This is a genomic window from Brevibacterium litoralis, from assembly GCF_040212315.1.
In the GTDB taxonomy this organism is placed as follows: Bacteria; Actinomycetota; Actinomycetes; order Actinomycetales; family Brevibacteriaceae; genus Brevibacterium; species Brevibacterium litoralis.
This window is the reverse complement of the sequence record NZ_JBDIUY010000035.1, coordinates 76302-95761: the sequence shown is the minus strand read 5'-3', so window position 1 is coordinate 95761 and position 19460 is coordinate 76302. Positions and strand designations below refer to the sequence as shown.

Below are 19460 nucleotides of genomic sequence, written 5' to 3'. Positions count from 1 at the left end.
CCTCAGCCCTCCGCGCGGTACACGATCTCCCCGCCGATCACCGTCATGACGGGGCGGGTGTCACGGATCGCCCGGGCATGGGCGAAGAGGGACGCCTCGTCGGGGTACTCGCCGGTCACGCCGTCGCCCTCGACGCGGTAGGCCTCCGCCGCCGAGGCGCCCTGCACCTGCGCACCGAGCGTGCCGGGCACGAAGGGGTCGACGTCGAGGACCACGAAGTCGGCGAACATGCCCGGGGCGAGCGCGCCGGCCCGGTCCTCCCACCCGGCGGCATGGGCGGGCCCGCGGGTGTGGGCGACCCAGGCGCGGTAGGCGCTCATCCGGCGCTCCGGCTGGTAGGTGGTGAGCGGATCACCGTTCGCATCGGCCCGGGTCATCGCGGCGTAGATCGCGACGAAGGGGTTGGTCGGCTCGACGGGCCCGTCGGACCCGAAGGACACGACGGCCCCGACGCCCTCGAGGTCGGTCCACGCATAGGCCGCGAGCTCCGGGTCCGGACGCAGCTTGTCGAGCAGGTGGAGGTCGGAGATGCAGTGGCGCGGCTGCATGGACGCCACGATGCCCATCGCGGCGAACCGCGCCACGTCGTCCGGCTGCACGAACTGGGCGTGCTCGATCCGGTGCCGCAGGGGACGGCCGGAGCGCTTCCGGGCGGTTTCGCTCTCGGCGTGGGTGCGCTCGTAGGCATTGAGGACATGATGGTTGGCCTGGTCTCCGATCGCGTGGATGGCCAGCGCGATGTCGAGTTCCAGCGCCTCCCGGATGCCGGCGACCAACTGGTCCTCGGTGGCGATCTGGATGCCGTAGTTCTCCTCGGCGATCTCCTCGGCCACCCCATCCGCACCGCGGGCATGCGAGTGCGGGTAGGGGCTCGACATGTGGGAGGACTGCGAACCGAGCGCCCCGTCGCTGAACAGCTTGAGTCCACCGCGACGCAGCTTCGCGTCACCGTCCCCGGTGTGCCATTCGGCACCGCGGGCATAGGGGAGGTCCGCCGTCGTGAGGTACTTGACGATGCGCAGGTCCAGGCGCCCCGACTCGTGGAGCACCTCCCAGGCCTCCCGGGCGTCGGGGCCGTCGATGCAGTGGACACCCACGAGCCCCTCGGCCACCCACTGCTCCTGAGCGCGGGCCAGCAGGTCGGCGCGCACCTCGACGGGCAGTTCCGGGATCGCCGCGAAGACGGGCTTCATGGCCGGCCCCTCGCGGAGGATCCCGGTCGCCCGTCCGGTCCCGTCGCGGACGATCTGCCCACCGGCGGGGTCGGGGCTCGCATCCGTGATCCCGGCCGCGGCGAGTGCCGCCCCGTTGGCCCACAGCGTGTGGAAGTCGATGGAGGACAACGCGACCGGCCGGTCCGGGAAGGCGGCGTCGAGTGCGGCCCGGTCCGGCTGCTCGTCGAGCCCCCATTTGTTGTAGTCCCAGCGCCCACCCGTGATCCACCGGTCGGCCGGGAGGTCCACGGCGTAGTCCCGGAGGACCTCGATCGCCTCCTCCAGGGAGGTCGTGGCCCGCAGGTCGACCTCGGCGAGCGACTCCGCGTGCGACATCGCGTGGAGATGGCCGTCCACCGGCCCGGGCAGGACCACTCGGCCCCCGAGGGAGATCTCCTCGAGAGTGGCCGGCGCCTCGGGAGCGGTGGCGAGCGCGCGCAGCTCGTCGGGCTCGCCCGTCGCGACGACCGTGCCGTCGTCACCGACGAGGAGGGCGGAGGCCGCGGGGATGTCGGCCGCGCTCGTCGGCGTGGGGGCGGCCGGGTCGAGCGGGTACACGAGGGCGTCGAGGAACAAGCGCATGGGCGGTATTTCATCACAGCGCCACACGCCGCCCACGAGCAGGTCCGGCAGGCGGAAGGATCATGCAGTCTCCCCCGCGCCCACTCCGATACTTGTCGGATATCAGTCACGACTTCATAACGGAAATGACGAAAGTTAGCCTTCCCTAAATCGGTTTAGGATAGTGTCGTCTTCGGTAAATCTCGGGTCATAGTCCGGCGCACACCCCGGACACGTCGTCCCCGTCAGACATCCACCGACGGCCCCCGGGCCGCCGTAGTCAGGAGAACCCGCACGATGCTTCGTACCCATCGCCGCCTCGCCGGCGCCGTCGCCGCGACCGCCGCCCTCACCCTCGGCCTCACCGCCTGCGGATCGGGCTCCACCGACACCGCAGCGGACTCCACCGACGACGCCGCGGCATCCGGGGAGACCGGCACGGTCACCGTCGAGTCGCTGGAGCTCACGGACGACGCCACCACGACCACCGAGGTCGAGGTGACCACTCCGCCCACCAATGTCGTCGTCACCGACAACAACCTCTTCCAGACGGTGACCGACTGGGATATCGAGCTCGTCGCCGCGCCGCGCTCGCTCATGCCGAGCACCAACCCGATGCGGGAGGATGAGGAGATCGTCGACCTCGGTTCCCACCGCGAACCGGACCTCGAGTCGATCGTGGCCGTCGAGCCGGGCCTCATCATCAGCGGTGGCCGCTTCGCGCAGTTCGCCGACGACTTCGCCGAGCTCGTCCCCGATGCCGACAGCGTGAATCTCGGCCAGGTCGGCGACGAGTCGAAGTACGACTCGATGGTCCGCCAGACCGAGGCGATGGGCACCATCTTCGGGATGGAGGAGGAGGCCGGGGCCCTCGTCTCCGACCTCGACGCCGCCATCGAGCGCGCGAAGGCCGCCTACGACCCGGAGGACACGGTCATGGCCGTTCTCACCTCCGGTGGCGAGATCTCCTACACCGCCCCGTCGACCGGTCGTACCCTCGGCCCGATCTACGACATGCTCGGCCTCACCCCCGCCCTGGAGCAGGAGGGCTCGAACGATCAGTCCCACGGTGACGACATCTCCGTCGAGGCGATCGCCCAGTCGAATCCCGACATCATCATGGTGATGGACCGCGACGCCGGGATCGGCGCCAACGTCGAGGGCGAGGACTACACCCCGGCCAACCAGCTGCTCGCCGACTCCTCCGCGCTGCAGAACGTCACCGCGGTCCAGGACGAGGCCATCTACTACATGCCGCAGGACACCTACACGAACGAGTCCATCCAGACGTACACCGAGTACATCAACCAGCTGGCTGACGCCTTCGAGGAGTGAGTCCGACTGACTCCTGAACCCCGCACGTGACCGAAGGGTCCGACGACTTCCCGTCGTCGGACCCCTCGTCGCGTTCCAGGCCCGCAGTGCCCGACACCGCCCGCACCCCGGCACCCCACCGACCGACACCGACCGACACCGACGCAGAACGAAGAGACATGACGAGCACCGACATCGCCCCGCCGCCCAAGGAGGAGCGTGACACCCGGCACCGCACCCGCGGGCGCCTGTTCACGTGGCAGCTCCTCCTGGGCCTCGTGTTCACGATCGCCCTGGTCGTGACGAGTCTGTTCGTGGGCGTCTACGACATCTGGAACCAGCCCGACGGCTGGCAGATGTTCCTCATCACCCGCGTCCCGCGCACCGTCGCCCTCGTGCTCGCGGGTGCCGCCCTGGCCATGTGCGGCCTCGTCATGCAGCTGCTCACGCAGAACCGCTTCGTCTCCCCCTCGACCGCCGGCACCACCGAGTGGGCGGGTCTGGGCCTCCTGTGCGCCATGATCCTCTTCCCGCAGGGCTCGCTGCTGTCGAAGATGGTCGTCGCGGTCATCGCCTCATTCATCGGCACCATCATCTTCTTCGCGTTCCTCCAGCGCGTACGCCTGCGCTCCTCGGTCATCGTCCCGATCGTGGGCCTCATGATGGGCGCGATCATCGGCGCGGTCTCCAGCTTCGTCGCGCTCTCGACCGACATGCTGCAGTCTCTCGGCATCTGGTTCGCCGGCTCCTTCACCTCGGTCATCGAGGGCCAGTGGGAGCCGCTGCTCGTCACGGTCCTCGTCGTGATCGCCGTCTTCGTCACCGCCGACCGGTTCACCGTCGCGGGCCTCGGCGAGGAGATCGCCACGAACGTCGGTCTCAACTACCGCACCGTCATGTACTTGGGCACCGGCCTCATCGCCGTCGCCACCGGCGTCATCACCGTCATCGTCGGCAACCTGCCCTTCATCGGCCTCATCGTGCCGAACATCGTCTCGATGATCCGCGGCGACGACCTGCGCTCCAACCTGCCCTGGGTCTGCATGGCCGGCATCTGGATCGTCGCCGTCTGCGACCTCGTCGCCCGCATCGTCATCATGCCGTTCGAGATCCCCGTCTCCACGATCCTCGGCATCGTCGGCTCGGTCGTCTTCGTCGTCCTCCTCGTGAGGACCCGACGTGGCTGAGCGCAAGGAGGACACCCCCGTGCACGCAGGATCCCCCGACGAGCCCACCGTCGTCGCCACCGGCGCCGGCGACACCCCCGCTCCCGAGGCGCCCTCCACCCCCGGCACCCCCGCCGCGGGCACCACCGACCGTAGGGGTGGCGCGGTGCAGGAGCGCGCTGGAGCCCAGGGCGCCTCGACCGCAGCCCGGGCACAGAAGGACCGGTTGCGTCGGGGATCGGATCAGGGCGCCTCGACCGCGGCCCGGGCACAGAAGGACCGGTTGCGTCGGGGATCGGATCAGGGCGCCTCGGCGGCGGCCCCGTCGACCTCGACCGGGCGGGAACCGCTGCCGACCGGGCGACCGGCGACGACCGGTACTCGCGCGACGGGCCGGCTGACCACCCCCACGCGGACGACGACGCCGCTGTCGAACCGGCCGGTGCACAAGCCCGTGCGGCACGCCGGTCCCATCCCGACCCGGACCGGGCACCGCCGGTACTGGTTCACGCTCGGCGGCCTGGTGCTCGCCGGGCTCCTGTTCTCGTGGCTCAATCTCGCCTGGGACAACCCGATGCCCGTCGGCAGCGAGGGCTTCTGGAAGATCGCGCAGTTGCGGGCCGAGAACGTGGTCATCGTCGTGGTCGTCGCCTTCTGTCAGGGGGTGGCGACGGTGGCCTTCCAGACGGCGACGAACAACCGGATCATCACGCCCTCGATCATGGGCTTCGAGTCCCTGTACTCCCTCGTCCAGACGGCGGCGGTGTTCGTCTTCGGCGCGACCGGTGTGGTGCTCGCGCAGGGGCCGGTACAGTTCGTGTTCCAAGTGTTCCTCATGGTCGGCGCCTCGGCGCTGCTCTACGGGTGGCTGCTCACCGGGAAGAGGGGGAACATCCAGGTGATGCTGCTGGTCGGCATCGTCATCGGCGGTGGACTCGGCTCGATCACCACCTTCATGCAGCGGCTGCTCACGCCCAGTGACTTCGACGTCCTCACCGCGCGGCTCATCGGCTCGATCGCGAACGCGGACTCGACCTACCTGTTCATCGGGCTGCCCTTCGTGGCGCTGGCCGGTGGCGCCCTGTGGATCTCGTCCACGCGCCTCAACGTGCTCGCGCTCGGCCGGGACACCGCCATGAACCTGGGCGTGAACTACCGCCGGCAGACCATGCTCGTGCTGCTGTGCGTCTCCGTGCTCATGGCGATCTCGACCTCGCTCGTGGGTCCCATGACCTTCCTCGGGTTCCTCGTCGCGATGATCGCCTACCAGCTCGCGGACACCCACGACCACCGGTACGTGTTCCCGATGGCCTGGGCCGTCGGCGTCGTCCTGCTCGCCGGGTCGTACTTCGTCCTCAAGCACGTGTTCTACGCGGAGGGCTCGGTGGGCATCATCATCGAGCTCGTCGGCGGTACCTTCTTCCTCGTCTACGTCCTGCGAAAGGGGCGCCTGTGATCACCCTGACCGGAGTCAAGAAGTCCTACACCGACGAGGTGTCGATCGGTCCCGTCGACCTCACCATCCCCGAGGGCGGGATCACCGCGCTCGTCGGGCCCAACGGCGCCGGCAAGTCGACGCTGCTCACCATGATCGGCCGGCTGCTGGGCATGGACGAGGGTGCGATCGAGATCGCCGGGTACGACGTGGCGAGCACCCACTCGAAGGACCTGGCCAAGATCGTGTCGATCCTGCGCCAGGAGAACCACTTCGTCACCCGGCTCACCATCCGCCAGCTCGTGGGCTTCGGCCGGTTCCCGCACTCCAAGGGGCGCCTCAACCGCCACGACGAGGAGATCATCAGCCGGTCCATCGACTTCCTCGGTCTCGAGGAGTTGGAGAACCGGTACCTGGACGAACTGTCCGGGGGGCAGCGGCAGCGGGCCTACGTGGCGATGGTCCTCGCGCAGGACACCGACTACGTGCTCCTCGACGAGCCGCTCAACAACCTCGACATGCAGCACTCGGTGCAGATGATGCAGCACCTGCAGCGGGCCGCCCGGGAACTCGGCCGGACCGTCGTCATCGTCATCCACGACATCAACTTCGCCGGGCACTACGGCGACCGGATCTGCGCGGTCAAACACGGCAAGGTCGTCGAGTTCGGCACCCCCGAGGAGATCATGACCGACCAGGTGCTCTCCGAGGTCTTCGAGACCCCCGTCGAGGTGATCGACGGCCCCCGCGGCAAGCTCGCGGTGTACTACTGACGGCCACCTCCGACAGGGATAGGCTCGGGGGCATGGACTCCCGCGACTTCTTCGCCGATCCCCTGCTCGTCATCGCCCGGAACGCCGCGGCCATCGCGTGGTCCCGCATCGAGCACTGGGGTGGGGTCCTCGACGGACACTGGACCGCCGACGGGCTGAACATCGTCCCGGACGATCACCCGCTGTCGGCCGATGCCACCGGGGTGATCACCGAGTCGGAGGCGGCGGCCCGGAACGCCACCTCTCTCGTCGACCACAAGGGCGACGCCAACGACCTCGTCACCGTCGCCGACGGGGAGATCGAGGCGCTCATCCGCGGGTTCCTGCAGAAGATCCGCCCGCAGGACACCATGGTCGGCGAAGAGGGCGGTGGGGTGCTCCACCTGCAGGACGACGCCTGGGGCCCTGTACCTCCGGACCACGTCACCGCACCGATCGACCATCCCGATCCCATCGAGTGGCACGTCGACCCGATCGACGGGACCGTGAACTTCGTCCGCCGGATGGAGCACCACTGCTTCTCGATCGGCGGCCGGGACGCACGCACCGGTGAATGGCTGGTGGGCCTGGTCGCCTCCCCGGCACTCGCCACCACGTGGTTCGCCCGGAAGGGGAAGGGCGCCTGGAAGTCACCCCGACTCCCGCAACCTCACTCGTACGTCGACCCACTCGGCACGCAGATCGTCGACGGCGTCGACCACTCCGAGGGTGAACCGCGTCCGTTCCGCCCGAAGAGACTGGGCACCCGCCTGCACGGGGCTCCCGCCGAGCGCAGCGGCCAGGTGGTCGCCACGGGCTTCGGATACTCACCGGAACGCCGCGCGCAGCAGTTCCCGGCGCTGTTGCAGGTGATGGAGAAGTTCGACGACGTGCGCCGCTGCGGTGCGGCCGCCATCGACCTGTGCCTGGCCGCAGAGGGACGGGTGGACGCCTACTTCGAGCGAGGTCTCGGCACCTACGACTGGGCGGCCGGCGCGCTCATCGCGGAAGAAGCAGGGCTCACGGTGTACCGCCCGGAGGAGAAGGGCGACGTCGCGATCGCCGCGACGGACGCCGAGCTTTTCACCTGGATCCGGAAATTCGCCTGAGCGAGTTCCGCTCAGGGAGTGGGAATGGGACTCAGCAGGCCTGACGCGCGTCGAGGTCGTACCGTGCCGCGGCACCGGCCACCGGGTCACCGAGCTCGGTGACCCGGGCCTCCTGGTCGGCACGGACCTTGTCGTCGTGGCGGCGCACGATCTCCTGCACGGCCTGTGAGGAGGTCCCGGCGGCCTCGGCGATGGCGGCGTAGGTGACGCCCTGTTCACGGGCGCGGAGGATCGAGGAGACGTAGTTCTGGTTCGCCTTGGCCCGTTGACGCGCGATGCGCTTGACCACACCCGTCGCGGACTTCTGTTCAGCGGTGAGTTCACGGGGGCGACGCGACATGCCAACTACTTTCGGGGTTGTTGCGAAATGGAGCTCTGCACAACCGGGACAGGGCCGGATTGCGGCATGGGATGTTGCCGGTCCGGTACCCCGGGCGGGGTTGTGTCGTCCACCCTAGGGAGCGCCGCTCGTGACCCACAACTCGCAGACGAGAGGGTTACCGAACAGTTATCCGACAGCCCCCGGCGAGCGGGTCCGTCTACGTGTTCCTACGCTCCCCCGGGGCCCGGAGGAGGCCCCGCGGACTCTCCGGCAGGGGGAATTGTCCGGTACCCCACCCCCGGAGGATCATGTGACCCATGACCCTTCCCTCTCGTACCCTCACTCCCCCGACCGCCCCGACCGCTGCCCCGCCCGCGGGCGCCTCGGCGGCTGGATCCGTCCGGGAGGCCCAGCGGCTCTTCGAGACCCCGGCCCCGGACCCGCACGCCGTCGAGGCGGTCAGGGCGGGTCTCGCGGGAGCGGGCCTGCGGGACTTCACGGTCGAGGTGGCGGACCGCGGTGCCTACTCCTCCGACGGTTCACTGTTCCGTCTGGTGCCCCGCGCCGTCGTCTTCCCGCACGACGCGCAGGAGGTGTACGCCGTGCTCGGGGTGGCCCGCAGGCTCGGGGTCCCGATCACCTCGCGCGGGGCGGGCACCACGCTCGCCGGGAACGCGATCGGGACGGGGATAGTCCTCGACTTCTCCCGGCACATGGACCGGGTCCTGGAGATCCTGCCGGAGGAACAGGCGGCCTGGGTGGAACCCGGCGTCGTCCACGCGACGCTGCAGCGCCACGCCCGTCCGCACGGCCTGCGGTTCGGCCCGGACCCCTCGACGAACTCGCGGTGCACGATCGGCGGGATGATCGGCAACAACGCCTGCGGGCCCCGGGCGCTCGGCTACGGCCGGACGAGTGACAACGTGCTGGAACTCGAGGTCATGCTGCCCGACGGTCAGGTGGTGCTCCTCGACGGGCAGGACGACGCCCGGTTCTTCCCCCGACTGCAGGAGCTGATCGGCCGCCACCTCGGGACCATCCGCACCGAGCTCGGCACCTTCGGACGGCAGGTCTCCGGGTACGGCCTGGAGTCGCTGCTGCCGGAGAACGGCTTCGACCTGCGCCGCGCCTTCGCCGGGTCCGAGGGCACCTGGGGCGTCATCCTGCGCGCGAAGATGCGCCTGGTCCGCGACCCCGCCCACGTGACGACGGTCGTCCTCGGGTACCCGGACATGCCGAGTGCCGCCGACGACGTCCCCGCCCTCCGCGACTTCCCCGTCACCGCCTGCGAGGGCATGGAACGCCGGATGCTCGACCGCCTGATCGCGCAGAAGGGTCCGGACGCCGTGCCCACGCTGCCGGCCGGCGGCGGGTGGATGCTCGTCGAACTCGCCGGGGAGGACGCGGACGCCCTGGTCGCACAGGCGGAGGCACTCGTCGCGGCCTCCGCGGCGATCGACTCGATGGTCATGCCCGGCGACACGAGCGCACCGATGTGGAAGATCCGCGCGGACGGGGCCGGGCTCGTCTCCCGCACCCCCGACGGCCGCGACTGCCATGCCGGTTGGGAGGACTCCGCCGTCCCGCCCGAGCGGCTGGGCGACTACCTGCGCGAACTCATGGCGCTCCTCGACGAGCACGGGATGTGGGCGCTGCCCTACGGCCACTTCGGCGACGGCTGCCTGCACATGCGCGTCGACTTCCCCCTCGACGCACCGGACGGACGCGCCCGCATGCGCGCCTTCATGTTCGCCGCCGCGGATCTCGTGGCCCGCCACGGCGGCTCGGTCTCCGGCGAGCACGGCGACGGCAGGGCCCGCGGCGAGCTGCTGGCCCGCATGTACTCCCGGGAGGCGCTGGCACTGTTCGCCGAGGTCAAGGCACTCTTCGACCCCCTGGGCATCATGAACCCCGGCGTCATCGTCGACCCCGAGGCGCTCGACGCCAACATCCGCCTGGCCGTCAATCGGCCGGGGCAGCTGCTTCCGGTCCGCGAGGGTCGTGCCGGGCCGGGTTTCGGGTTCACCGAGGACGGTGGGGACTTCGGCACCGCCGTCCACCGGTGCACCGGTGTGGGCAAGTGCCGCGCGGACTCCGCCCTCTCCGGCGGCGTCATGTGCCCGTCCTTCCAGGCCACCCGCGACGAGGTGCACTCGACCCGCGGCCGCGCCCGGGTCCTCCAGGAGATGGTGACCGGTGACCTCGTCGACACCGACTGGCGCGCCCCGGAGGTCCACGAGGCGCTCGACCTGTGTCTGAGCTGCAAGGCCTGCGGGTCCGAGTGTCCGACGGGCACGGACATGGCGACCTACAAGTCCGAAGTGTTGTACCAGGCCTACAAGGGACGCAAGCGCCCGAACGACCACTACGTCCTCGGCTGGTTGCCCGTGCTCAGCCGGGCCGCCGCGCCCGTGGCGGGCCTGGCCAACCTGGTCGGGCGGCTCCCGGCCCTGGCGAAGGTCGCGAAGAAGGCCGCACGGATCGACGCCCGCCGCTCGATCCCGACCTTCACCTCCCGGACCTTCACCCGCTGGTTCGGTCGCGAGTACGGGAACCGGGCGGAGTCCGCCGGAACGGCGGGGTCACCGGAGGGCCAGGACGCCTCGAGGGCAGTCCGGGCACAGAGGGACCGATTGCGTCGGGGATCGAACCAGGGCGCCTCGGCGGCGGGATCCGTGCGGAAGCCCGCGGAGGTCGTCCTGTTCGCGGACACGTGGTCCAACTTCTTCGCCCCGCGAGTACTGCGCGCCGCGGTCGAGGTGCTCCGCGACTCCGGCGTCGACGTACGTGTACTACCGGGCACCGAGTGCTGCGGGCTCACGTGGATCTCGACGGGACAGCTGGATACGGCCCGCCACTTCCTCGGGTCCGCGGTCGAGGCGCTCGACGCGACCGGCGACGTCCCGATCATCGGCGTGGAGCCCTCGTGCACCGCGACCCTGCGGGACGACGCCACGAAGCTGCTGGGCACGGCGGCCGCCGAGCGGGTGGCCGGGCGCACGCGCACGCTCGCGGAGTTCCTCCTGTCGGTCGGCTACGAGTTCCCCGACCTGCGCGGGGTCGAGGCGATCGTCCAGCCGCACTGCCACCACAGCGCGGTCATGGGCTTCGCGCCCGACGCCGAGGTGCTCGCCAAGTCCGGTGTGACCTCGACCGTGCTCGGCGGGTGCTGTGGGTTGGCGGGGAACTTCGGCGTCGTCGAGGGTCACTACGAGACCTCGGTCGGGGTCGCGGACCTCGCGCTGCTCCCGGCTCTGCGGGAGGCCGAGGAGCACACGGTGGTCCTCGCCGACGGTTACTCGTGCCGGACCCAGGTGGACGACCTCGGCGGGAAGAAGGGCGTCCACCTGGCCGAGCTGCTGGCCTGGGGCAAGGACCTGGTCTGACCCACCCTCCGGCGGCGGCTCATGCGCCGGGCGCGTGGCGGTCGAGGAACGAGTAGACCTCGGTCGTGTCGACGCCGGGGAAGACACCCGGTGGGACCGCCGCGAGCAGGCTCGCGTGGGTGCGCGCCGCCGGCCACGAGTTGTCCTCCCACCGGGCGGCGAGCTCCTCGGGCGCACTGCGGCAGCACGAGGGGTCAGGACAGCGTGATTCCGACCGGTTCTGCGTCTCGCGCCCCTCGAACCACTTCACGTGGGCGAAGGGCACGCCCATGCTCACGCTGAATTCTCCGCCGGCCCCGGGTCCGCCGAGTGCTCCGCCGCGGGCGCCACCGGGCAGGACGCGGGCAGTGCACCAGTAGGTCCCGGTCGGGGTGTCCGTGTAGTGGTGGAAGGGGCTGAACCGGTCGGCGACGCCGAACACCGTGCGGCTGGTGAACTGCTTGCAGGCGTACTGCCCCTCGATCGCACCGAGCGGGTCGGTGGGGAACAGCAGCCCGTCGTTCGAGTAGGCCTTGTGGATCGTCCCGGAGATGTGCACCTTCATGAAGTGCACCGGCAGACCCAGGTGTTCGGTCGCGAGGTTCGTGAACCGGTGGGCGGCGGTCTCGTAGCCGACGCCGAACACGTCGCGCAGTTCCTCGACGGACAGACGCCGGTCCTTCTTCGCCTCCTGCAGGTAGGGCACCGCGGTCCGCGCCGGCACGAGGAGCGCGGCGGCCAGGTAGTTCGTCTCGACCCGCTGGGTGAGGAACTCCGTGTAGTCCTCCGGCGGTCGGTGGTCGAGGATGTGCGAGGCGAGTGCCGTGAGCAGGTTCGAACGGGGGTCGTGCCCCGTCGCCTCGGCGCTGGAGAGGTACAGACGCTTGTTCAACGTGTCCGAGACCGACCGGGTGGACCGCGGCAGGTCCGGCACGTAGTGGAGGCTGAATCCCATGTGTTCGGCGATCCGCGCGGCCTGCCGCTGGGAGAGCGGGCCCGACTCGTAGCCGGTCATGTCGAGGACCTCGTCGGCGGCCGCCTCGAGGTCCGGGAACCAGTTGTTCTGCTCGCGCATCCGCTCCCGCAGACGTCGATTGGCACGGCGGGCCTCCTCCGGCGTCGCCGCCCGGGTCCGCACCATGCCGGACAACTGGCGCTGCAGACCGACGATCGATTCCAGGGCGTCCTGCGGCAGTGACTTCACCCGCACCTGCGGCAGTCCGAGCGAGGTGTACAGCGGGCTCGACTGCACACGCTCGAGTTCCATCTCCAGGGCCTGGCGCTTGTCGACGGGGCTCGGGTCGAGCAGGTCCGCCGCCGAGGCGCCCAGCGCCTGCGCGATCGCGTGCAGCATCGACAGGGCGGGCTCCCGCCGCCCGTTCTCGAAGGCGCTGATCTGCGAGGGAGCACGGTCGACGGCCTCACCCAACTGTTGGAGGGTCATGCCCGCCTGCTTGCGGAAGTGGCGGATGCGCCGCCCGATCGACAGGGCGTCGGGGGTCTGTTCGACGGCCGCGTCACCGGACGCCCCCGTGCCGACGCCGTCGGTCGTGGCGGTCGACCCGGTGGTGGTGCGGCCCGTGGCCCGTGTGCTCCTCGTCATGGTCACAGGATGATAGTCCCGATCACAGAGGCGCGCACAGAACGTTCACTTTTCGCACGCGTAGAAAATCCCGGATTCTTCTGTCGAAAAAAGTGGGCACAGAGGGTTGTGCAGGGTCAAAACTGGTTCCACGACACCCCGAGGGGACGTGACCGACGGACGGGAAACGGAACCGAGCGGGCGCCTCGACGAACGGACGAGGGTCGGTGCACGGCACGATGCCGGCACACCGACCCGGGACCTCGCCGAGAACCCGCGACGAACCCGGACCCACTCCACGGACCACACCTCCTCGGGACTCCCGCCCACCGGACCGGTGGGCGGACCCAGTACCAGGCGCCTCGGTCGCGGACGTTTCGGGGGTTTCGTCCCGCGCCCGAGGCGCCTACACCTTTCCAACTCGCCACACCTTCCCATTCCCCAGGAGCAGCCATGTCACGCATGAAGATCACCGGGTCCCTGCAGCCGGGCTTCGAGGACGTCCTCACGCCCGCGGCGCTCGACTTCCTGGCGGCCCTGCACGAGGAGTTCCACCTCCGCCGACTGGAGGTCCTCTCCGCCCGCCAGATGCGCACCGAGGGGATCCTCCGCGGCACCTTCCCGACCTTCAAGGAGGAGACGCGGGCGATCCGTGAGGACACCGACTGGCAGGTCGCCGGCCACGTCGGCGCGCCCGGCCTGGAGGACCGCCGCGTCGAGATCGCGGGCCCCGTCTCCGCCCGCATGGCGATCACCGCTCTCAACTCCGATGCGAAGGTCTGGCTGGCCGATCTCGAGGACGCCACGAGTCCCACCTGGGAGAACATCGTCTCCGGGCAGGACAACCTGCGGCGTGCGGTGCGGGGCGAGCTGGAGCACACGGTGCTCGACGACGACGGTGAGGTCGTGCGTCACTACTCGATGAAGAAGGCGACGCCTCCCACGATCGTGGTCCGGCCCCGCAGCTGGCACCTGCCCGAGCGCCACCTCGTGTGGATCGACGAGCACGGCGCCGAGCACGTGGCCAGTGGTTCGCTCGTCGACTTCGGTCTGTACTTCTTCCACAACGCCCGGGAACTCGTCGAACGCGGGCGGGGACCGTACTTCTACCTCGCCAAGCTGGAGGCCTCCCGCGAGGCGAAGCTGTGGAACGACGTGTTCACGTTCGCCCAGGAGCGGATCGGCATGGCCCACGGCACCATCCGTGCGACGGTGCTCATCGAGACGATCACCGCCGCCTTCCAGATGGAGGAGATCCTCTGGGAGCTGCGTGACCACGCCGCCGGTCTCAACGCCGGCCGCTGGGATTACATCTTCTCGGTCATCAAGAACTTCCGGACCCATGCGGACTTCGTCCTGCCGGACCGGTCCGAGGTGACGATGACGGTGCCGTTCATGCGGGCCTACACCGAACTGCTCGTGCGCACCTGCCACAAGCGCGGCGCCCACGCGATCGGCGGGATGAACGCCTTCGTGCCCGACCGGAACGACCCGGAGGTCGCCGAGCGTGCCTTCGCGGAGGTCCGCTCCGACAAGGAACGGGACGTCGCCGACGGGTTCGACGGGTCCTGGGTGGCGCACCCGGACCTCATCGCGACCGCCCAGGAGCCCTTCGACGCGGTGCTCGGCGACCGTCCGCACCAGCTCGACGTGCTGCGGGAGGACGTCGACGCCACGGTGAAGGCGGCCGACCTCATCGACATGACGGGAATCGGCGGCCGCGAGGCGCGGGTCACCGAGGAGGGTCTGCGGACCAACATCCGGGTGGGTCTCAACTACCTGAACTCCTGGCTGTCCGGTGTCGGTGCCGTGGCGCTCGACGACCTCATGGAGGACGCCGCGACCGCGGAGATCAGCCGGGCACAGATCTGGCAGTGGATCCACCACGGCGTGCAGCTGTCCGACGGCCGGACGATCACCCGTCCGATCGTCGAGCGGTGCATGGCGGAGGAGCTCGCCCAGATCGAACGCCACCCCGCCGACCACTACTGCGACGCGATGGAGGTCTTCCGCGAGACCACCCTGGGCGACGACCTGCCGCCCTTCTTCACGACGACGGCCTACGCGAAGTTCATGGTCGAGCGGTACACCCGCCGCCTCGACCACCTCCTCGCCGCCTGACCGCCGGGTCAGCTCCCCGGTCGATCGTGGCCCCGTGAATCGGTTTGGCCCCCTGAGATGCGCATCTCAGGGGGCCAAACGGATTCAACGGGCCAGAACAGGTGACGGTGTCGGTCCGGTCAGAGTTCGGTGATCACGGCGGGACCGGAGTCGGGGCCTCCACTGCTCCTTCCTCGGCCGTCGGCGTCCTTCTCGGCACGGCGGACGGTAGTACGGACCTTGAGCGCGACGACCGCGAGGGTGACACCGAGGGCGAGGACGAGCACACTCACGATCTGCACGACCACGAGGGCGGTCGTCGTGGGGGCCAGGAGGATCGTGAGGAACAGTGCCACGGCGAGGACGACGGCCAGCGCCCCGCCGGCCAGGAACAGGCCGGTCCCGGACGCCCCGGCCCGGCGGACGGCGCGGGTGAGCGCGATCGTCACGAGACCGAGGGCACCGAGCCCGAAGGTCACGACGTAGAGGAAGCCGAGGACCGCCACGGTGCCCACGAGTCCCGGGAGCAGCACGAGCACCACACCGAGGAGCGCGAGGCCGAGCGCCCGCCAGGCATGTCCGTGCCAACGGTGCGGTGCCGGACCGACCGGCCCGCTGTCCGGACCGTACGCGCCGACACCGAACACGCCTGCCGCGTCCGCCCGGGTCCCGGGTGCGGCCCCGGCCGCGGCGTCCTCGGCCCGGACGAGATCGGTGCCGGTCCGTGCCGCGACCACCGCCCGGAAGACCGAGAACACCGCCTCCAGCAGGAGGTAGACCCCGACGAGCGTGACGAGCACCGTGGTCGCGGCTCCCGGCCACAGGAGCGCACCGAGGCCGAGGAGGGCGAGCGCGAGGCCGCGGAGCAGGGTCGTCCACCACAGGCGCCGCATGAATCGGGACGCCACGGCCTGCCGGGCGTCGAAACCACCGGCGCCTGCCGCGGCCGCCCCGAAGGGACCGGCTCCGGACGGACCGGACGAGAAGAAGACGGGCATGGGGTTCCTTCCACGAGGGGTTCCTCCACACAACGGTCCCACACCGCCCTGGTCATCCGCTGGTGGTGGGTCACGCCCCGATGCACAGGGAATTCTCATCGCGCACGCACTCCGCTCTTCACGTCGGCAGTCCCCACGTCGACCGCGTCGTTGAGGTCGAAGGAGGTCGCCCCGTCGATCGACTCCCGGATGATGTCCGCGTGCCCGACGTGCCGTGCGACCTCCGCACTCAGGTGCAGCCACACCCACCGTGCGTCGGCGTGGAAGCCGGCGGGGAACCACGGCGGGACCGGGACCTCGGTGTCGAGTCCGACCGCCTGCACCCCTGGATCCCGGATGAAGTCGACGGCACGGTCGTAGACACCCAGGAGGTCGTGGACCGACATGTCCGGGACCTCGTGAGCCTCGAGGATCCCGTCGAGCCCGATCCTGGAGTTGATCTCCACGTAGTCGGCCGGTGCGAGTGCACGTGGTGCCACCGCCACACCGGACAGCCACCCGTGGACGACCTGAGCGACGTGGGCGAGCAGTCCCGCGAGTGACAGTCCGCTCGCGGTCGGTGTGGCACGGACCTGCTCGTCGGTGAGCCCGTGGACCGTGGTGCGCAGCTGCGCACACTGCTGTTCGAGGAACGAGGTGAGCTCCGCGGGCTCGTTCCCATGGGCGGACGGTGCGAAGAACGGCATGGCGGCCTCCTGGTGACCGGTCGGTCGTCCCGGCAGCCGGTCCGCCGGGAACACGACCAGCCTCCACCCCGAACAGGACAGTCACTGTCCGGAAAGGACACTGTCCTGAATGGGCACTGTCCGGAAAGATCACGGCACTGTAAGAGCACCGTCCTGAAGGAACACTGTCCCGAAGGTCGCGCCGATCCGTCCCACTCCGGGAGTCAGTCCTGACGGTTTTCTCCCCTCCACCCCTGTGACGAGGGACATCACCGGGCTAGGGTGCAGAACAGGCCGGGCAACGGCGCCCGACCGCCACGGACTCCCGAGGAGACCCATGCCGATCGACTACGATCGCCCCGACACCACTCCACCCGATCTCACCGGCCCGCCCACCGACGCCTCCCCACCCTCGCCCACGGACTTCGAGGAGCAGGCCCGGGCCTGGCTCACCGCACACGTGGATGCCACGGACAGGGCGCCTCGGCGGCGGGGTGCGGACCTCGTCGCCTACGAACGGGACCTGCAGGCCCGGATCCACGACGCCGGGTTCGGTGTCGGCATCACCCGCCCCGTCGAACAGGGCGGCCGGGGGCTGGGCGAGGAGCACCGTCAGGCCTGGGAACGCGCGACGGCGGGGTTCGCCACGCCCTATGCCACCTACGCCGTGAGCCACGGGATGTGCGGGCCGATCATCGATCTGCTCGGCACGGAGGACCAGAAGGAGCGGTTCCTACCGCGGCTGTGGCGCGGTGACGACCTGTGGTGCCAGCTGTTCTCGGAGCCGGCCGCCGGGTCCGACGTCGCCGGTCTGCGCTCGCGTGCCTAACGGGTGGACGGCGGTTGGCGGATCACCGGGCAGAAGGTGTGGACGACGAACGCGCAGTACTGCGAACGCGGTGTCATCCTCGCGCGGACCGACCCGACCGTCCCCAAGCACCAGGGCCTCACGATGTTCCTCATCGACATGCAGGACCCCGGCGTCGACGTCCGGCCCCTGCGCGTGGCCACCGGGGAGCGGCCCTTCAACGAGATCTTCTTCGACCAGGTGTTCGTCCCCGACGCCGACGTACTGGGCGAACCGGGCACCGGTTGGCAGGCAGCCGTCGCGATGCTGCGGTTCGAGCGGATCTCGATCGGCACCGGCGCCACCCGCGCCGCCGGGCCCTATTCCTACGCGACGGTCCTACGGAAGGCCCGGCAGGCGGGCCGCGCCACCGATCCGGCCGTCCGCGCCGCGCTCGTCGAGCTCCACGTCCTGGAACGCGGCACCACCGAACTGTCCCTGCGCATGCGTGAGGAGGCGGCGGTCGGCGTCGCCCTCGGAGCCCGCGGGTCCGTCGCCAAACTCGCCGGCGCCGCCGCCAACCGCCGCACCGCCGAACTCGTGAGCGAGATCCTCGGCACCGACCTCGTCGCGTGGAGCGACTTCACGCCCGAGGGAGACGGCCTCTACCCACCGGTGACCGCCGCGTTCACCGGCAGCGCCGCCTCGTGGACGGCCGGCGGCACGATGGAGATCCAGCGCGGCATCATCGCCGAACGCGTCCTCGGCCTGGATAAGGATCCCCAGGTCGACCGTGGCGTGCCCTTCGAAGACATCCGGACCGGAGTGTGACCGCCATGACCTCGATCCTCGACCGTGACCAGCAGGAGTTCCGTGCCGCCGTCGCCGCCGTCCTCGACGCCCGGGCCGACAGTTCCCGGGTCCGCGAGGTCCAGGACGCCCGCGCCGGCCACGACCCCACACTCTGGGCGGCCCTCGTCGACCTCGGCGTCCCCGCCGTCCTCGTCCCCGAGGCGCACGGTGGCCTGGGCCTCGGCGTCACGGAGGCCTCCCTCGTCCTGGAGGAGGTGGGGCGACGCATCGCTCCCGCGCCGTACCTGTCGCTGGCGATCGCCACCTCCGCGCTGCTCGACGCCGGGGGCGGGCCCCTCGCGCCGGACCTTCTCGCCCGGATCGCCGCGGGCGAGGCGCTCGTCACCTGCGCCTTCCCCGAGGACTCGGGCACGTGGATCCCGGACGGAGTCCGGACCGTGGCTGTCCCGGCAGAGGGAGGGTCCGGTGCCGCCGGATGGCGGGTCTCCGGTACCAAGTCCTTCGTGCTCGACGGGGAGGCGGCCGATCACGTCCTCGTGCTCGCCGCGACCCCGGAGGGGCACGGTCTGTTCCTCGTCGACGGCACGGCGCCGGGCCTCACCCGGACGCCGCTCGACGTCCTCGACCGCAGCATGTCCGCGGCCCGGGTGGAGTTCGCCGAGGCGCCCGCCCACCTCCTCACCGACGCCGAGGCGCACGTGGCCCGGGTCGACGCCCTGGCCTCCGTGTTCGTCGCCGCGCACCTCTACGGCGGGTTCTCCGCCGCGCTCGACGTGGCCGTGCAGTACGCGAAGGACCGGTACCAGTTCGGTCGCCCGATCGGGTCGTTCGAGGGGGTCAAGTACCCGCTCGCGGACCTCGCGACCGAGCAGGAGCTCGCACTGTCACTGCTGCGCCGGGCCACGTGGACCGCGGACCATCCGTCCGCCGAGGCGCCCGCCGGGGACGATGCCGGGGCGGGCACGGACGACCTGGCCGTCGACGCACACACGGCACTCGTGAAGATGCAGGGGATCGCGCTGGAGGGTGCCATCCGGATGGTGACGACCCTCGGCGGCATCGGTTTCACCTGGGAACACGACGCGCACCTTTACCAGAAACAGGCGGCGACGGTCCGCCTGCTGCTCGGCACGCCGGGTGAGAGGACCCGTCGGCTCGCGGACGTGCTGGGGATCTGAGGGAACCCGGATCCGAGGGAACCTGGATCCGGGAGAACCAACAGGACAGCCACTGTCCTGTTCGAGGAGGATGATCGAGAGGCAGCGTGACCGCCCGGT

At 70.3% G+C, this 19460-nt stretch carries 15 protein-coding genes; 10 read left to right on the top strand and 5 right to left on the bottom strand.

Features of this window, described 5'->3' with window-relative positions:
- Positions 1-2: 2 nt before the first annotated feature.
- Positions 3-1796 (bottom strand): amidohydrolase, encoded by a 1794-nt coding sequence (locus AAD496_RS12425; protein WP_349829104.1) that lies wholly within the window; start codon positions 1794-1796, stop codon positions 3-5.
- Positions 1797-2072: 276 nt separating this feature from the next.
- On the opposite strand from AAD496_RS12425, the gene AAD496_RS12420 reads away from it, so the two are divergent.
- From AAD496_RS12420 to AAD496_RS12400, 5 genes are all read left to right on the top strand, one after another.
- A complete protein-coding gene (locus tag AAD496_RS12420; RefSeq protein ID WP_349829103.1) occupies positions 2073-3110 on the top strand; it encodes a siderophore ABC transporter substrate-binding protein in 1038 nt (345 codons plus the stop codon).
- A 158-nt stretch (positions 3111-3268) separates the two neighbouring features.
- The gene (locus AAD496_RS12415; RefSeq protein ID WP_349829102.1) at positions 3269-4276 is read left to right on the top strand and encodes an ABC transporter permease; all 1008 of its coding nucleotides are present in this window, start codon (positions 3269-3271) and stop codon (positions 4274-4276) included.
- Entirely contained in the window at positions 4269-5711 is a 1443-nt protein-coding gene (locus AAD496_RS12410; protein WP_349829101.1) for an iron chelate uptake ABC transporter family permease subunit, read from the top strand. The genes AAD496_RS12415 and AAD496_RS12410 overlap by 8 nt, the downstream gene beginning before the upstream one ends.
- Positions 5708-6463, top strand: coding sequence for an iron ABC transporter ATP-binding protein (locus AAD496_RS12405; protein ID WP_349829100.1), 756 nt, complete (start codon positions 5708-5710; stop codon positions 6461-6463). The genes AAD496_RS12410 and AAD496_RS12405 overlap by 4 nt, the downstream gene beginning before the upstream one ends.
- A gap of 32 nt (positions 6464-6495) precedes the next feature.
- Positions 6496-7551, top strand: a complete 1056-nt coding sequence (locus tag AAD496_RS12400) for an inositol monophosphatase family protein (protein ID WP_349829098.1) — start codon at positions 6496-6498, stop codon at positions 7549-7551.
- Positions 7552-7582: 31 nt separating this feature from the next.
- Here AAD496_RS12400 and AAD496_RS12395 read toward each other — a convergent pair whose 3' ends face one another.
- Positions 7583-7891, bottom strand: a complete 309-nt coding sequence (locus tag AAD496_RS12395; RefSeq protein ID WP_349829097.1) for a hypothetical protein — start codon at positions 7889-7891, stop codon at positions 7583-7585.
- A gap of 299 nt (positions 7892-8190) precedes the next feature.
- Between AAD496_RS12395 and AAD496_RS12390 the strand changes: the two genes are divergently transcribed.
- Positions 8191-11259: an FAD-binding and (Fe-S)-binding domain-containing protein gene (locus tag AAD496_RS12390; protein WP_349829095.1), complete on the top strand. Its 3069-nt coding sequence runs from the start codon at positions 8191-8193 to the stop codon at positions 11257-11259.
- A 19-nt stretch (positions 11260-11278) separates the two neighbouring features.
- Here AAD496_RS12390 and AAD496_RS12385 read toward each other — a convergent pair whose 3' ends face one another.
- Positions 11279-12841, bottom strand: a complete 1563-nt coding sequence (locus AAD496_RS12385) for a helix-turn-helix domain-containing protein (RefSeq protein WP_349829094.1) — start codon at positions 12839-12841, stop codon at positions 11279-11281.
- A gap of 432 nt (positions 12842-13273) precedes the next feature.
- Here AAD496_RS12385 and aceB point away from each other — a divergent pair, with 432 nt between their 5' ends.
- Positions 13274-14941 (top strand): malate synthase A, encoded by a 1668-nt coding sequence (gene aceB / locus AAD496_RS12380; RefSeq protein ID WP_349829093.1) that lies wholly within the window; start codon positions 13274-13276, stop codon positions 14939-14941.
- 119 nt (positions 14942-15060) lie between these two features.
- On the opposite strand, the gene AAD496_RS12375 is transcribed toward aceB, so the two are convergent.
- Positions 15061-15918: a DUF308 domain-containing protein gene (locus AAD496_RS12375; RefSeq protein ID WP_349829092.1), complete on the bottom strand. Its 858-nt coding sequence runs from the start codon at positions 15916-15918 to the stop codon at positions 15061-15063.
- Between the two features lie 95 nt (positions 15919-16013).
- Positions 16014-16604 carry a mycothiol transferase gene (locus AAD496_RS12370; RefSeq protein WP_349829091.1) on the bottom strand — a complete coding sequence of 197 codons (591 nt, stop codon included), beginning with the start codon at positions 16602-16604 and terminating at the stop codon, positions 16014-16016.
- A gap of 316 nt (positions 16605-16920) precedes the next feature.
- Here AAD496_RS12370 and AAD496_RS12365 point away from each other — a divergent pair, with 316 nt between their 5' ends.
- The 3 genes from AAD496_RS12365 to AAD496_RS12355 are packed head-to-tail and all read left to right on the top strand — an operon-like array spanning position 16921 to position 19361.
- Positions 16921-17412, top strand: coding sequence for an acyl-CoA dehydrogenase family protein (locus AAD496_RS12365; protein WP_349829090.1), 492 nt, complete (start codon positions 16921-16923; stop codon positions 17410-17412).
- A gap of 3 nt (positions 17413-17415) precedes the next feature.
- Positions 17416-18201, top strand: coding sequence for an acyl-CoA dehydrogenase family protein (locus tag AAD496_RS12360; protein ID WP_349829088.1), 786 nt, complete (start codon positions 17416-17418; stop codon positions 18199-18201).
- 5 nt (positions 18202-18206) lie between these two features.
- Entirely contained in the window at positions 18207-19361 is a 1155-nt protein-coding gene (locus AAD496_RS12355; protein WP_349829087.1) for an acyl-CoA dehydrogenase family protein, read from the top strand.
- Positions 19362-19460 lie beyond the last annotated feature (99 nt).

Excerpts from the sequence above, each read along its gene's own strand:
- AAD496_RS12425 (WP_349829104.1), bottom strand. The coding sequence starts at position 1,796 with ATGCGCTTGTTCCTCGACGCCCTCGTGTACCCGCTCGACCCGGCCGCC.
- AAD496_RS12420 (WP_349829103.1), top strand. The coding sequence starts at position 2,073 with ATGCTTCGTACCCATCGCCGCCTCGCCGGCGCCGTCGCCGCGACCGCC.
- AAD496_RS12415 (WP_349829102.1), top strand. The coding sequence starts at position 3,269 with ATGACGAGCACCGACATCGCCCCGCCGCCCAAGGAGGAGCGTGACACC.
- AAD496_RS12400 (WP_349829098.1), top strand. The coding sequence starts at position 6,496 with ATGGACTCCCGCGACTTCTTCGCCGATCCCCTGCTCGTCATCGCCCGG.
- AAD496_RS12395 (WP_349829097.1), bottom strand. The coding sequence starts at position 7,891 with ATGTCGCGTCGCCCCCGTGAACTCACCGCTGAACAGAAGTCCGCGACG.
- AAD496_RS12390 (WP_349829095.1), top strand. The coding sequence starts at position 8,191 with ATGACCCTTCCCTCTCGTACCCTCACTCCCCCGACCGCCCCGACCGCT.
- AAD496_RS12385 (WP_349829094.1), bottom strand. The coding sequence starts at position 12,841 with ATGACGAGGAGCACACGGGCCACGGGCCGCACCACCACCGGGTCGACC.
- aceB (WP_349829093.1), top strand. The coding sequence starts at position 13,274 with ATGTCACGCATGAAGATCACCGGGTCCCTGCAGCCGGGCTTCGAGGAC.
- AAD496_RS12375 (WP_349829092.1), bottom strand. The coding sequence starts at position 15,918 with ATGCCCGTCTTCTTCTCGTCCGGTCCGTCCGGAGCCGGTCCCTTCGGG.
- AAD496_RS12370 (WP_349829091.1), bottom strand. The coding sequence starts at position 16,604 with ATGCCGTTCTTCGCACCGTCCGCCCATGGGAACGAGCCCGCGGAGCTC.
- AAD496_RS12365 (WP_349829090.1), top strand. The coding sequence starts at position 16,921 with ATGCCGATCGACTACGATCGCCCCGACACCACTCCACCCGATCTCACC.
- AAD496_RS12355 (WP_349829087.1), top strand. The coding sequence starts at position 18,207 with ATGACCTCGATCCTCGACCGTGACCAGCAGGAGTTCCGTGCCGCCGTC.